This window comes from Streptomyces sp. NPDC050161 (genome assembly GCF_044460025.1).
Taxonomy (GTDB): Bacteria; Actinomycetota; Actinomycetes; order Streptomycetales; family Streptomycetaceae; genus Streptomyces.
On sequence record NZ_JBITJM010000008.1, the window covers coordinates 100,572 to 114,737 of the forward strand.

Genomic DNA, 14,166 nt, shown 5'->3' on the forward strand with positions numbered 1-14,166 from the left:
GTATCCTGGCGGGCCTTCGGTAAGGAGCGTGGTGATGGCGAAGTCCGCCGAGAGTCCGGCAGGTCAGCCCCGCAGGGACGCGCGGGCCACCCGGCGGCGGCTGCTGGAGGCGGCGGCCGACCTGTTCGCCGAGCGCGGCTACGAAGCGGCGACGGTCCGCGACATCGCGGCCCGTGCCGGCGTCAACCAGGCCCTGCTGTTCCGCTACTTCGGTTCGAAGAACGCGCTGCTCACCGAGGTGATGGCACACAGCGGCCAGGAACAGCTGCGCAACACACCGCCCGAGCAGCTCTTCGAGGTCGCGCTGCGCGGCATCCTCACCAACACCGGCAAGGACCCCCACGACCGTTCGCTCGCCGTCTACCTGCGCTCCATCGGCAGCCACGACGAGGCCGCCGAAGCGGTGCAGGCCCTGGGCGACGAGTACGCGGACACCCTGGCCACGCTCTCCCGGGCCGACGACGCCCCGCTCCGCGCCGACCTCGCGATGGCCTGGCTGCTCGGCATCGGCCTGATGCGGGTGGTCATCGCCAAGGAACCCCTGGCCAGCGCGGACCCCGACGAGGTCTGCACGCTGGTGCGGGGCATGCTGGGCCGGCTCCTGGACGGCCTGCCGCCGCAGGGCGGCGACGAGCGGTGACGACACGGACCAGGCCGGGCCCGGCGCCGTGCCAGGCGGCAGCGGGACACCGGGCGGGGCGGCGGCGATGAACGACGGGGCGTCCTTCCGGGCCGACGCGCAGGACAACGGCCGCATCCAGCAGGCCGGCCGGGACCTGAACATCACCTACCGGTACGGCGCGGACGAGGCGGGCGATGCGGTCCCGCTCGTCCCGGACGACCTGCTGGCCGCCTTCGCCGCGGCGCCGCTGCCCGTACACGTCCTGTCACCGCGGGCGCTCGCCGCGGTCCCGCTGCCCGGGATCCCCGTGGAACGGCTGGAATCAGCCGTAGGCGCGCTGCCGGTCACCGTGGTGGGGACCACGGATGCGGACGGCACGGCGGGCGGGGACGCGGCGCCGCAGGTGCCGTGCATCCGGCCGGACGCCGCCGTCCCGGCACAGGGGGCGCGGCGCCTGCCCGACGAGGCCCGTGCCCGGCTCGACTCCTGCGCCGCCGCGTTGCTCGACCGCGCCCTGCTCCGCGCGGCCGAAGGCACCGCGCCCGACCTGCTCGCACCGCACGTACGGGCACTGCTGTGGCGCTCCGGCGGTGACCGCACGGCGGCACTCGCGGCCGGGCGCCGGGTCCGGGACGCGTACCGGTGGTGCGGCCGGTACGAGGAGGCGCTGCCGTTCGCCGCGCGGATCGCGGAGTGCGCCCCGGCCGATGACGCGCCCGGCGGCCTGCGGATCGCGGACGGCCTGGCCCTCGGCGAACTGCACACCCGCTGCGGCGACTTCGCCGAGGCCGACGCCGTGCTGCGGCCCGTGCTGGCACAGGCCGAGCAGGAGGTGAGCGCCCGTGGGCTGACCCTGGCGGGGCACACCGGGCCGAGCCTGGCCGAACTGTTCCGGGAGAACGTGGCCGGCCCGTTCACCGGCAAGCTGTCCACCGTCGACTGCGAGGTGCTCGCGCGCGCCGCCGACGTGCTGTACGCGGTGGCCGACGCCCGGTACGGGCTGCGGCGCTACGCCGAGAGCGAGCGGCTGCTGCACTCGGCCGCCGGGCTGCGCTGGCGGGTCCTGGGCGGGGCGCATCCGGCGCGGATGCTCGCCCAGCTGAGCCGGGCCAGGGCGCTGGGCAGGCAGCGCCTGTGGCACGAGGCCATGTCCCTGGTCCACGACGCCCTCGCCTTCCGGGACGCCGACGCGCTGGACCGGGACCATCCGCGCGACGGCGCGCTGGTGCGCTCCCTGCACGCCGAGGTGACGGCGGCTGCGGTCCGCTCGCTGCGCGAGGAGGGCACCGCCCGCACCCGGGGTGTCGGGATCTTTCCGGCGCCCGTGGTGCGCTTCCTGGACTCGACCATGGGCAACGGCAAACCGGAGAAGCTCACCTCCCACGACGCCGGGCGGCTGGCGCGCGAGGCGGCGGACGCCTGCGAGCGCGCCTTCGGCCCCGGCCACCCACGGACCCGGGCGGCCCGGGAACTGCTGGAGGGGGAGACCGGCGACGGGGCGGCGGCTCCGTAGCGGGGCCGCCCCCCCCGTGCTCCTCAGGCGGGGCGGCCCGGCGTGAGGGACGATGGAGGGACACTGCGACCGTCGTCGCCGACCCTTGCGGAGCGCCCCCATGGATTACCCGGAAGGCTATGAGCTGGTGTTTCAAGCGGCTGCCGTCGAGGACGACGTCGTGATCGTCCGGCGTACGGCGGCTGCGGGCGCGGGCGGGTACCCGATCTACGAGGACGAGACCGGGATCGTCCGTGCGGAGATCAGCGAGCGTGGCGAGGTCCGCATGCTCGCCAGCGGCGGCCACCAGGACATCGGCGTTCCCCTCCTCGTCCGCCCGCTCACACCCTGAGGCCGGGCCGCGGCGTCCCGGGGTTTCAGCAGGTCGGGCGGTAGGGGACGGTCGGCAGGTAGGAGCGCCACTCCGCCGGGGACAGGCCGCCGCGGGCGCGCCGGCACAGGGTGCGGGCGGCGCGGTCGGGGGCGGCGGTGTAGGTCTGGAGCGGGGTGTGCCGGCCGGCCGTGCGCAGGCTCTTCCCGTCGGGGGTGAAGGCCACGGCGAGCAGCGGATCGCCGGGCAGGGTCGGCAGGGCGTCGCCCAGGGGCTGGTTGGAGCCGGTGTCCCACAGCCGCAGGGTGCCGTGGTCGCCCGCCGTCGCCAGGGTGTCACCGTCGGGCGCGAACGCGAGGGCCGTGACGGCCTCTTGACCGCCCGCGCCGCTTCCGCCCTCGGTGGCAGGCAGCTCCCCGAGGCGGCGCTCGGCCCGGCCGTCCCAGAGGGTGACCCGGCCCGCCGAGTCGCCGGCGGCCAGCAGGCGGCCGTCCTGGCTGAAGGCGATCACCGTGGTGGTCCCGCCGGTCAGCGACTGGCGGGAGACGCGGCGGGAGCTGAGGCCGACGAGCCTGCCCGAGGTGTTCGCGCCCACCCCGATGACGAAGCGGCGGCCGTCGGGATGGGCCGCCAGCAGCTGGCCGCTCACCGTGCCGAGCGAGCGGACGGTGGTCTTGCCGGTGTCCCAGACCTTGACGGCTTCGGCGCCGTCGGAGAGCAGCAGGGACCTGCCGTGCGCGGTGAACAGCGCCTGCGACACCCGGGTGCCGCCCCGGCCCTTCAGCGCCGGGGGAGTGGCGACCGGCCGGCGGGTGTCCGCGTCCCACACGTGGACCCGTCCGTCCACCGGCAGATGGCGACGCCCGCCCACCTGCGACGCGGTCTCGGCACCGTAGGCCAGCCGGCGTCCTCCGGGCCCGAAGGAGAGGAAGGGGAAGATCTCGCACCGGTCGTGCGGGGAACTGACCTGCGGCGTGCAGGGTTCGCGCGCGGGCAGCGTCGTCGTCTTCCCGGTGCGCGCGTCCAGCAGCCGGAACTCGGCGCCGCCGTCCCTCTCCCGTGCCGTGGCGAGCCGGTCGGCGCCGGCGCTGAACTCGGCCTCCGCCACCGGCGGTTCGCCGGGCGGCCGGGCGGCGGGCGGGGTGAGGGACAGGGTGCGGACCGCGCCGCCGCCGACGTACCGCAGCACCTGCCGGCCGGTGTCCATCCGCAGGTGTGTCACCTCCTCGTTGGGGATGGGGTAGCGCAGCACCGGAGCGCCGGGCCTTCTGGTGCGCCACACGAGGATCTCGTCGGCGTCCCGGCCCGCCAGGAGGCTGCCGTCCGGGCTGAGCTGCATGTCCGTCAGCCCGGAGTGCGCGACCCGCCACAGTCTGCGGCCCGAGGTGAGGTCGCGGGCCTCGGCGCCCGCACCGTCGGCCAGGTTCAGCAGCGCCCGCCCGTCGTGGGTGAACCGGGGCACCCCGGAACCGCACGGCTTCGGCGACCAGGGCAGCCGCTTCCTGCGGTGCCGTGCCACGTCCCACACCTCGGGCGCGGAGTGCGGTGTGCAGACCGCGACGTACCGGTCGTCCGGGCTGACCGCGCCCTCGTAGTACTCCGTCCCGTCCTGCCCGGTGTGCCGGGGCAGTTGCTGCCGGAAGAGCGGGCGGCTGTGCCGCCAGTCCCACAGCTCGAAGGAACCGGGGCTCAGGGACAGCAGCGTCCTGCCGCTGTCGCCGAACACCGGCAGGCCGTCGGCGGCCAGGACGTGCCGTTCCGTCCGGGTGCCGGTGGTGCGGAACACGCGCAGGCCGCCCGGGTTGTGCTCCATGGCGACGGCCCCGCCGTCCCGCGTGGCCGCCTGGAGCAGGTGCAGGGAGATGTCCGCCGCGGTGGCCCGGTGGGACGGGAGTTCGCGGTGGGTGCGGACGTCCCAGCGGCGTATGCGGTCCCGGTCGGGGTACAGGAGGGTGCGCCCGTCGTCGGTGAGGACGGGGTCCGACGCCTCGTCCGACGGGTTCGTCCCGTCCGGCAGCGGCATGGCGTCCACCTCGCGCCGCGCCAGCGCGCCCAGGACCGCCCCGCGGGTCTCGGGGGTACGGGCCAGCCGCCAGGCGGCGACGCTCAGCCGGGTGGCGCGCACCGGGTCGGTGGCGCGGAGACCGGCGGCGACGGAGGCGATGCGGCGGGCTTCGGACTGGGTGTGCTGCCGGTCGGTGTCGCGCTTCTGCTGCCAGGCGAGGGTGCCCGCCACCAGGAGCAGCGCGCACAGCGTGGCCAGCGCGGCGAAGGCGCCACGGGTACGGCGTGCGGCGCGGGCCGCGTGGGCGCGCTCCGCCGCGCGGGTGTCGAGGCCCGCGTCGAGGAAGGCCGCCTCCAGCGGGTTCAGCGCGCCGCGCTCGTCGGCGGTGAAGCTCTCCTGCGCGCGGGCCAGCCGGGTGCCGCGGTAGAGGGCGCCGGGGTCGCGGTCGAGTTCCTGCCAGGCGGCGGCGTCGCGGGTGAGTTGCCGGTGCAGCCGCATCCGTTCGCGTTCCTCGCCGATCCAGCCGTGCAGGCGCGGCCAGGCCGTGATGACCGCTTCGTGGGCGAGCCTGACGTGGCCGTCGTCCAGGGTGAGCAGCCGGGCGCGGGCCAGGCGGTCGAGGACGGCGGCGCTGTCGGCGCCGCCCTGAAGGCGGTCGAACTCCGCGCGCGGGGCCGGGCGGTGGGTGTCCTGGGTGCCGTTGCCCGGCGCGACGAGGCGCAGCAGGACGTGCCGCGCGAGGTCGGCCTGCGCGGGGCCGAGCCGGTGGTAGGCGTCATCGGCGGTGCGCGCGATGGCGCCGTGCAGGCCGCCGGCCGCTTCGTACGCCTGGAGTGTCAGGGTGCGTCCGCGCCGCCGGTGCCAGGTCTCCCGCAGGGCGTGGGAGAGCAGCGGCAGCGCGCCCGGTTCGTGCTCGACGTCCTCGACGATGCGGGCGGTCAGGTCCCGTTCGACGGTCAGCCCGCAGGCGGTGGCGGGGCGCACCACGGCTTCCCGGTACTGCGCGCGGTCCATGGGGCCGACCAGCAAGGTGGCGTCCTTGAGCGCGGTGACCAGGCCGCCGTGCTGGGCGCAGCGCCCGAAGAAGTCGGCCCGTACCGCCAGGACCACCCGCAGCCGGCTGTCGGCTCCGCGGGCGGTGAGCAGCCGCTCCAGGAACGCGTCCCGCTCCCCGGGGTCGGCGCAGAGGGTGAACAGTTCCTCGAACTGGTCGACCAGCAGCCAGGTTTCGCCCGGCCCGGCGGCCGGCTCCAGGCGCCTGTCGTGGGCGAGCGGATGCGGCCCCGGGGTGAGGATGCGGACGGCCGTCGGCGGGACCTCGCCGTCGTCCGTCGTCCGGCGGACGCGGGGGACCAGGCCGGCCCGCAGCAGGGAGGACTTTCCACTGCCCGACGCCCCCACCAGGGCGCTGACGCGGTGCCCGCGGGCCATCCGCGTCAGCTGCGAGGTGAGTTCGTCGCGGCCGAAGAACAGTTCCGCGTCGCCCGGTTCGAAGCGGGCGAGGCCGCGGTAGGGGGGATCGGCGTCCTCGTCGTGCGGCGCGGGCAGCCTGGCCAGTTCCTCGTCGGCCTCCTCCCACCGCTGCCGCCAGTACCCGGCGTCCCCCTGGCAGGCGCTCACGTAGGCGAGCAGGACCGGCAGCGTCGGCAACCGCTCACCGGCGGCGGCCTGCGACAGCGTCCCCGCGGAGTATCCGGCGCGGCGCGCCATGGCCCGGTAGGCGGGGGTGCCGGCCTCGTCGCGGAGCTTGCGCAGTTCGTGGGCGAACCGCTGCACCGGTCCCGACTGCGGATCGATCGGATTCTCCGGGCGCCCCACGCGTCACTCCCCATTCCCCGTCGGCACGAACGGCCACCCTAAGGACGGCGCGGACGGCGGGCAACTGCGGTCGCGGCTCACTTCACCATTGATCGGTGCTGCTCAGAGCGCTGCCAAACAACTCCGGCGGTGATGGAATCGGGTTGTTCCGACGCGGCGCCGGCAGTCCTGCCCATGGCGCCGTGCGGGGACCGGGGCTCCGCTCGGAGGTGTGGGTGTCCGTGATCGCGAGCTTGCGCGGCGAGCGCCGAGGCCCGTACGGGGGTCGGGCCCGGCGACCGCGGGACGCACGGCGCGGGGGAGATCCGGACGGCCCGGGGGAGGGAGGCAGCAGAGCCTCCCTCCCCGTGTGTGCGGGCCACCGCGGGCGGCGCGTTCCGGTCAGAAGTCGTACGGCTTGGCGGTGTTCCAGTTCGTGACGTCGGCTTCGGACCAGCTGAACTTCGACGCGGCGCCCTTGCCGTCGCGCGCGTCGCGCTCCACGGCAGGTCCGGTGTCGCCGGTCCGGTCGCGCAGGGCTATGGACACGTTCGTCGACGTGTGGGCGCCGGAGCCGTAGGCGAAGAGGTTCACGGCGGAGTAGACCGTGCCGCCGGGCCGGATCGTGATCCGCTTCCCGCTGCCCGGGGCGTCCTTGGACGAGTGGCCCAGGGCCTTCGATGCGTCCCCGAGCATGACGGACGGGTACGACGTGACCCAGCAGGGCTCGCTGCCGGCGTTCCGCGCGGTGATCAGCAGGTGCTCGCCCTGCTGCTTCGGGAACCGGTGCCGCACGCCGTACGAGATCTCGTTGCCGTGGCACTGCCCGTCCTGGGCGGTGGTGGCCTTGCCGGAGCCGTCGTGCGCGCCGGAACCCGAGGTGCCCTGATCGCCGGAGACCGGGGACGAGTTCGCCTCCGCACCGCCGCCCTGCGCCGTCGCCGAGGTGCCGGCAGTGCTGCGGCTCGCGTCGGCCTTCGTGCCGCCGGCGCCGTCCGAGCCGCCGCATGCGGTCAGGCTCAGGGCCAGGGCGGCGGTGGCGGCGGCCAGGACGGTGGTGCGGATGCGGGTCGTACGCATGAGACTTCCCCCGGGTCGGGTGGGGCGCAAGAGGTTTCCTGCTCCGGAACCAGCTTGGCCGGTCCCGTTGGCGTTCCACTCACGTCTCGCTTACGTCCCACTGACACCGCGCATCCGCACGCTCCACGGACGTCACGGCCGGTGGCTCAGCTCCGCTCCAGGAGCCGCATCACCGCCGTGTCGTACCGCGCCTGGAGCTCCACGTCGGCCGACACCCGCAGCAGCACGCCCAACGCCCGTACCGCACCGTCGTCGTAGCCGCACGCCTCCGCCTCGCGTGCCGCTTCGTCGAGCCGCCGGATGCCCTCCGCCTCCTCGCCCATCCCCAGCAGCGCCTCACCGGCCGCCGTGCGCAGCAGCACCCGGGAGGCCGCCGAGGAGTCCGACGCGTCGTCCAGCGCCTGCGCGGCGATGGACGTGTCCAGGGCCGCCTGCCATTGCGCGGTGTCCAGTTGGTGCCGGCTGAGGTGGTAGAGGGCCAGCCGCTCGGTGTGCCGGTCACCGGCGCCGCAGGCCAGCCGCGCCGCCCGCGCGCAGCCGTCCGCCGCCTCGTCGGGGCTGCCGAGCGCCGCCTGCGCGAGCGACAGGTTGACCAGCGCGGTCGCCTCGCCGCGCGGATCCCCGGCCCGGGAGGCGAGCGCCGGCGCGGCCTCCAGATGGACCAACGCCTCCTGGGTGCGGCCCTCTTCGGTCAGCACCCAGCCGAGCAGCGCGAGGATCCGGGACTGGGCCCGCGGGTCGGCGTCGGCCCGCGCCGCCTCAAGTGCCGTCTCCAGCAAGGGGCTCCAGCCGTCCCGGACCCGCCACACGATCTGCGGCCACAGGGCCAGGGCGAGCCGCCAGGTCCTGCTGTGCAGCCCGGCGGCGTGCGCGGCGGCCACCGCCAGCGTCAGGTCGTCACGTTCGGCCGCGTACCAGGCCATGGCCTGCTCACGGTCCGCGAACTCCCGCACCGCGCACGGCGGGTGGAAGTCGGCGGGCAGCGTGAAGCACGACTCGTCGCCCGGCTCCGCCGCGTCGGCCGCGGCCAGGGCGGTGGCCACACCGTGGTCGAGCACCCGTACCAGGGTGCCGGCGTCCGTGTCGAGGTCGCGCGCGTACAGCCGTACGAGATCGTGCAGCGTCCAGCGGTCAGGACCGGTGCGGGTGAGGAGGTGGGCCGCGGTGAGCCGGTCCAGCGCGGCGTCGGCCGCGGCCAGGCCGGTGCCGGCCAACGCCGCCGCCGTGTAGCGGTCGACGTGCGTGCCGGGGTACCGGCCGAGGTGCGCGAAGTGCTGCGCGGCGTCGGCGGGCAGCCGGCGCACGGTGAGCCGCAGCGCGGCCCGTACGCCGGTGTCCTCCACGTCGAGGAGGCTCAGGCGCCGGGACTCGTCGGACAGTTCGGTGCTCATCGTGCTCAGGGACCGGTCCGGCTGGTCCGCCAGCCGGGCGGCGGTCACCCGCAGCGCCAGGGGGAGCCCGCCGCACAGCTCGGCGAGCCGCCGGGCGGCCACCGCCTCCGCGAGCACCCGCTCCTTGCCGAGCACCGCGGCGAGCAGGGCGGTGCTGTCCTCCGGTTCGAGTACGTCGACGGGCACGGGCCGGGCGGCGTCGGAGGCGATCAGGCCGCGCAGCCGGTCCCGGCTGGTGACCACCGTGACGCAGCGGGTGCCGCCCGGCAGCAGATCCCTGACCTGCTCGGAGCCGCGCGCGTTGTCGAGCACGACGAGGAGCTGGCGGTCGGCGGCGAGGGACCGGAACAGCGCGGATGCGGCGCCTGCCGACTCCGGTATCCGGCGCGGCGCGACCCCCAGCGCCAGCAGGAACTCGCGCAGCACCTCGACGAGGGTCGGCTCGCCGGTATCGCTGAAGCCGCGCAGGTCGGCGTAGAGCAGTCCGCCGGGGAACCGGTCGCGGTTGTGGTGGGCCCAGTGCACCACGAGCGCCGTCTTGCCCACGCCTGCGGGCCCGGTGACCAGGCAGACGGGCGCCTCGCCCGCGGCGGCCCGGGACAGCGCGGTCAGCTCGCCCGCCCGCCCGTGGAAGCCGCGCGGCATGCGGGGGAGCAGATCGATCGTGCCCGGATGCAGCCCTGCAGGCGCCATCTGTGCTGCGCCGGGCGCCGGTTGCGGTACGGGCGCAGGTGCCTGCGGCTCGTCGTCGTGCTCACCGCGCAGCACCACCGCGTAGGCGTCCGCCAGCTCCCGTCCCGGGTCGACCCCCAGCTCGTCGGCGAGCAGCCGCCGGGTGCGGTGGAACCAGTCGAGCGCTTCCGAGCGGCGCCCCGCACGCTGCAGTGCGCGCACCAGCCCGGCGGACAGCGACTCGCGCAGCGGATGGACGGCGGCCTCCGCGCGCAGCACGGCGGCGGCCCGCGCGTGCTCGCCCATCCGCGTGTAGCCGGCGGCCAGCAGCTCCACGGTGGTCAGCCGCAGTTCCTCCAGCGCGTGCGCGGCGGCCTGGAGCGGCTGGCTCGGGTACGCACCGGTCAGCGCGGGCCCCTGCCACAGCGACAGCGCCTCCTGGAACATCGACACCGCGTCGGCAGGCACCCGCTGGCCGCGGGCCAGCGTCACCAGCTCCTCGAAGCGGTGGGCGTCCAGCAGGCTCTCCGGCATCCGCAGCACGTATGCCGCATTCCTGGTGACCAGTTCGACGCCGAACATCTCGGCGTCCGCGCCGGCGAACAGGACCCGCAGGCGCGACACATGGCCCTGGATGACGCTACGGGCCTGCGGCGGCGGTTCGTGGTCCCACAGCGCGGCCGTCAGCTGATCCACCGGAACGGGATGGTTGGGACGTAGCAGCAGGGCGGCCAGCAGGCTGCGCCGCTTGGCGGGACCGAGCGGCAGCTCGCCGACCTCGGTGGCGACGGAAACCGCTCCGAGCAGCCGGAACTCCACTGATGTAACCCCTCCTGCGGAGAAAGAATCAGATTACCGGAGGGTGCGGACCACCGGTCCTGGCAGCCGCGGGCCGGCCTGGCCCTTTCCGGCTGCCCGCCCGTTGCCGGTACGACATCCGCACGCCACCCGGGGTACGCGCCGCCCTGTTGGGCTGTGAGCCTCACCGGCAGCCGGCCGGTGTCATGAGAGGGAACACAGATGACCATGTCGCGTCCGCACCGTCACCGTTGGGCCTGGGGCACCGCCGCGCTCCTCGTCGCCGCCACGGCGGTCCCGGCCATGGCCGCCGCGTCGGACACGGGCGCAGCCGACGCGCCGGCCGCCCTGTCGGCCCACGGCAAGAAGGCGAAGAACGTCATCCTGCTCATCGGCGACGGCATGGGCGACTCGGAGATCACCCTCGCCCGTGACTACACGGTGGGCGCCAACGGCCGGCTGAACATGGACCGCTTCCCGAAGACCGGCGCCTACACGACGTACGCGGTCGACGAGCACGGCAAGCCGGACTACGTCACCGACTCGGCGGCCAGCGGCACCGGCTGGGCCACCGGCCACAAGACCGTCAACGGCCGCATCTCCAAGACCCCGGACACCGACAAGCCGCTGCCGACGATCCTGGAGCTGGCCCAGCGCAACGGCCTGGCCACCGGCTCGGTCACCACCGCCGAACTCACCGACGCCACCCCCGCGGTGCTGGCCTCGCACGTCGGCGACCGCAGCTGCCAGGGCCCTGCCGACATGAAGAAGTGCCCGGCCGACACCCTCGGCAACGGCGGCCTCGGATCCATCGCCGAGCAGAGCGTCAACCACAAGGTGGACGTCCTGCTGGGCGGCGGCAAGGGCCGCTTCGAGCAGACCGTCACCGAAGGCCCGTACAAGGGGAGGACCGTCACCCAGCAGGCCAGGAAGCTCGGTTACCAGGTCGTCACCGACGACAAGGGCCTGCGGGCCGTCAAGGGCGGCAAGCCGGTGCTCGGCCTCTTCGCGCCGGAGACCGTCCCGGTGGAGTGGACCGGCAAGCCCGCCGCGGTCGGCGGCACCGCACCGCAGCGCTGCGTCACCGGCAACCCGGACCGGCCCGCGGGCACCCCGAGCCTGGAGCGTCAGACCCGCAAGGCCATCGACCTGCTGGAGGCCAAGCAGCGCGGCGGGCACGGCAAGAAGCCGGGCAAGGGCTTCTTCCTCCAGGTCGAAGGCGCCTCCATCGACAAGCAGGACCACGCGGCCGACCCCTGCGGGCAGATCGGTGAAACCGCGGCGTTCGACCGTGCCGTCAAGGTCGCCCGCGACTACGCCGCGAAGCACCCCGACACCCTGGTCGTCACCACCGCCGACCACGGCCACAGCAGCCAGATAGTGCCGCTCGAAGCGACCCCGCCCGGCCTGTCCGCCACCCTGGACACCGACGAGGGCGGCCGGCTGAAGGTCAACTACTCGACGAACACCCCCGGCAAGTCCCAGGAGCACACCGGCACCCAGGTCCGCATCGCCGCCCAGGGCCCCCAGTCCGACCGCGTCCTCGGCGTCACCAACCAGACCGATCTGTTCACCACCATCCGCACCGCCCTCACCCTCCGCTGACACCGCAGCCGAAAGGGGCCCGGGGGCGGAACGGTCCGCCCCCGGGCCCCTCACCGGTTCCGGAGCCCGGCGGACGCCTCGGACGTGTCCCGCGCGTCCCGGCTCAGTCCGCCGCCGACGGGTTCTCCGTCCGGCCCTCGCGGGACCACGTGAGCCCTTCGAGCTGTTCGATGCTCTGGTTGAACTCGACCAGCAGCGTGAGGAATTGCTCGGTGCGCCGGCCCGTCCACCCCGTCGCCTCGATGAGGCGGGTGGCCCCCGCGCGGCTGATGGCGCGGTCGGCCTCCAGGCGTTCCAGGCCGAGTGCGGTGGGCCGGAACTTGCGGGCCATCCCGCCGTCGGGATCGGGGATGCGTTCCACCAGGCCGTTCCGGAGCATGGCGCTGACCTGGCGGTTGATGGTGGAGACGTCGACCTGGAAGGTGTGCGCCAGCTCCTTGAGCGTGAGCGGCTCGCCGACTTCGAGACGGGTGAGCAGGACGTAGGCCGAGCGTTCCAGGCTCTGGCCGATGCGGGGGCCGCGGGCGGCGACGAAATGCCGGGACAGCAAGGTCAGCTCCCGCTCCAGATCGCTCAGCCGGCGCTCTTGCTCACTCATGTCCTTGGTCCTCTTCCACCGTTGGTTCCCCCTCATCATCGCGCATGCCATCCCCGCGCCGGGGGCCACCACGACAGAGGTTGTGCACTATGCACCTCATGCGTATGGTGCACATCATGTGCACAGTACCTATCGAGTCCTGTGCGGCTGCCCCTCCCCACGCGTCCCGGGCCCTGGAAGGCGCCGGGCCCTGGCCGAACGCACCCCGCGAACGGCGCGCACCACCCCCGGTCCCGCCTGCCTCTGCCCTTCGGTGCCCCATGGGCACCGGCCCGTCCAAGGAGCCCGCCGTTGTCAGCCAGTTCCACCCGCAGGAGGGGGCCGGGCGCGGTCACCGCCGTGATCGCACTGAGCGGCGTCGTGGTGTCGCTCATGCAGACGCTCGTCGTCCCGGTCATCCCGCAGCTGCCTCGCCTGCTGCACGCCGAACCGTCCGACGCCTCCTGGGTGATCACCGCGACACTCCTCGCGGCAGCCGTGGTGACACCCATCTCCGGGCGCCTCGGCGACATGTACGGCAAACGCCGGATCCTCATCGCCAGCCTGCTCGCGCTCGTCGTGGGATCCGTGGTGTGCGCCCTGTCCGACAGCCTGCTCCCGGCGATCACCGGGCGGGTGCTCCAGGGCCTGGCCACCGGCGTGGTCCCGGTCGGCATCAGCATCCTGCGTGACGAACTGCCGGCCGCCCGCGTCGGCGGCGCCGTGTCACTGGTCAGTGCGACCCTCGGCGTCGGCGGCGCGGTCGGCCTCCCCGTCTCCGCCGCCATCGTCCAATACGCCCACTGGCACGTCCTGTTCTGGCTCTCCGCCGGCCTGGGACTCGCCTGCCTCGTCCTGGTGATCGCCCTGCTGCCCGAATCCCCGCACCGGGCACCCGGACGGTTCGACACCCCCGGCGCGATCGGACTCGCCGCCGGCCTCGTGTGCCTGCTGCTGCCCGTCACCAAGGGCGGCGACTGGGGCTGGACGAGCGGCAGCACCATCGGACTCTTCGCGGGCGGCGCCGTGATCCTGGCGCTCTGGGCGGCCTACGAGATGCGCATATCCCGCCCGTTGGTGGACCTCCGGGTCACCGTGCGCCGGCCCGTGCTGTTCACCAACCTCGCCTCCGTACTCGTCGGCTTCGCCATGTACGCGATGTCGCTGACCCTGCCGCAGCTGCTCCAGTCGCCCGAGGCCACCGGATACGGGCTCGGGCAGTCCACGCTCGCGGCGGGGCTCGCCCTGGCGCCCGGCGGCCTGGTGATGATGGCCCTGTCGCCCGTCTCCGCCCGCGTCACCGCCCGGCACGGTGCCCGCACCACGCTCCTCATCGGCGTCGGTGTCATCGGCGTCGGCTACGGCGCCGGAGTGCTGCTGATGTCCCAGGTGTGGCAGATCGTCCTCACCTCGATGGTCGTCAGCGCCGGTGTCGGCATCGCCTACGCCGCGATGCCCGCCCTGATCATGGACGCCGTACCGGTGACCGAGACGGCGTCGGCCAACGGCGTCAACGCGCTCATGCGGTCCATCGGCACCTCCACGTCCAGCGCGGTGATGGCCGCGATCCTGGCGAACACGACCATGCGGCTCGGCCCCGCCGAGGTACCGGCCGCGGACGGGTTCCGCATGACCTACGTCGTCGCGGTGCTCGCCGCGGCCGTCGGACTCCTCCTCACCCTCGCCGTCCCGCGCCCCCACCGCCCCACCACCGGGCAGGACGCCGGGACCGTCATGGCACACCCCGGAACCCCCACCGGACAACACTGAACGACCAGGAAAACGAAGGGACATGA

At 74.6% G+C, this 14,166-nt stretch carries 9 protein-coding genes; 5 read left to right on the forward strand and 4 right to left on the reverse strand.

Annotated features, from left to right (window positions below):
* Window positions 1–34: 34 nt before the first annotated feature.
* The 3 genes from ACIBK8_RS16200 (at window position 35) to ACIBK8_RS16210 (ending at window position 2,466) form a co-directional block, all read left to right on the forward strand.
* On the forward strand, window positions 35–640 hold the full coding sequence (locus ACIBK8_RS16200) for a TetR/AcrR family transcriptional regulator (protein ID WP_399042454.1): 606 nt from the start codon (window positions 35–37) through the stop codon (window positions 638–640).
* A 67-nt stretch (window positions 641–707) separates the two neighbouring features.
* Window positions 708–2,135, forward strand: a complete 1,428-nt coding sequence (locus tag ACIBK8_RS16205; RefSeq protein WP_399042456.1) for a hypothetical protein — start codon at window positions 708–710, stop codon at window positions 2,133–2,135.
* A gap of 100 nt (window positions 2,136–2,235) precedes the next feature.
* Entirely contained in the window at window positions 2,236–2,466 is a 231-nt protein-coding gene (locus ACIBK8_RS16210; protein ID WP_399042457.1) for a DUF6296 family protein, read from the forward strand.
* Window positions 2,467–2,491: 25 nt separating this feature from the next.
* On the opposite strand, the gene ACIBK8_RS16215 is transcribed toward ACIBK8_RS16210, so the two are convergent.
* From ACIBK8_RS16215 to ACIBK8_RS16225, 3 genes are all read right to left on the reverse strand, one after another.
* Window positions 2,492–6,268 (reverse strand): hypothetical protein, encoded by a 3,777-nt coding sequence (locus ACIBK8_RS16215; protein WP_399042458.1) that lies wholly within the window; start codon window positions 6,266–6,268, stop codon window positions 2,492–2,494.
* A 381-nt stretch (window positions 6,269–6,649) separates the two neighbouring features.
* Complete coding sequence (locus tag ACIBK8_RS16220) at window positions 6,650–7,327, reverse strand: DUF4232 domain-containing protein (protein WP_399042459.1); 678 nt, start codon at window positions 7,325–7,327, stop codon at window positions 6,650–6,652.
* A gap of 146 nt (window positions 7,328–7,473) precedes the next feature.
* On the reverse strand, window positions 7,474–10,209 hold the full coding sequence (locus ACIBK8_RS16225; RefSeq protein WP_399042460.1) for a BTAD domain-containing putative transcriptional regulator: 2,736 nt from the start codon (window positions 10,207–10,209) through the stop codon (window positions 7,474–7,476).
* Between the two features lie 207 nt (window positions 10,210–10,416).
* Here ACIBK8_RS16225 and ACIBK8_RS16230 point away from each other — a divergent pair, with 207 nt between their 5' ends.
* Window positions 10,417–11,793, forward strand: a complete 1,377-nt coding sequence (locus tag ACIBK8_RS16230) for an alkaline phosphatase (protein ID WP_399042599.1) — start codon at window positions 10,417–10,419, stop codon at window positions 11,791–11,793.
* Between the two features lie 103 nt (window positions 11,794–11,896).
* On the opposite strand, the gene ACIBK8_RS16235 is transcribed toward ACIBK8_RS16230, so the two are convergent.
* Window positions 11,897–12,391: a MarR family winged helix-turn-helix transcriptional regulator gene (locus ACIBK8_RS16235; protein ID WP_399042461.1), complete on the reverse strand. Its 495-nt coding sequence runs from the start codon at window positions 12,389–12,391 to the stop codon at window positions 11,897–11,899.
* Between the two features lie 291 nt (window positions 12,392–12,682).
* On the opposite strand from ACIBK8_RS16235, the gene ACIBK8_RS16240 reads away from it, so the two are divergent.
* Window positions 12,683–14,140, forward strand: coding sequence for an MFS transporter (locus tag ACIBK8_RS16240; protein ID WP_399042463.1), 1,458 nt, complete (start codon window positions 12,683–12,685; stop codon window positions 14,138–14,140).
* The last annotated feature ends 26 nt before the right edge of the window (window positions 14,141–14,166 follow it).

What these genes read in the sequence shown, in the direction of transcription:
- ACIBK8_RS16200 (WP_399042454.1), top strand. Translation starts at nt 35, where the DNA reads ATGGCGAAGTCCGCCGAGAGTCCGGCAGGTCAGCCCCGCAGGGACGCG.
- ACIBK8_RS16205 (WP_399042456.1), top strand. Translation starts at nt 708, where the DNA reads ATGAACGACGGGGCGTCCTTCCGGGCCGACGCGCAGGACAACGGCCGC.
- ACIBK8_RS16210 (WP_399042457.1), top strand. Translation starts at nt 2,236, where the DNA reads ATGGATTACCCGGAAGGCTATGAGCTGGTGTTTCAAGCGGCTGCCGTC.
- ACIBK8_RS16220 (WP_399042459.1), bottom strand. Translation starts at nt 7,327, where the DNA reads ATGCGTACGACCCGCATCCGCACCACCGTCCTGGCCGCCGCCACCGCC.
- ACIBK8_RS16230 (WP_399042599.1), top strand. Translation starts at nt 10,417, where the DNA reads ATGTCGCGTCCGCACCGTCACCGTTGGGCCTGGGGCACCGCCGCGCTC.
- ACIBK8_RS16235 (WP_399042461.1), bottom strand. Translation starts at nt 12,391, where the DNA reads ATGAGTGAGCAAGAGCGCCGGCTGAGCGATCTGGAGCGGGAGCTGACC.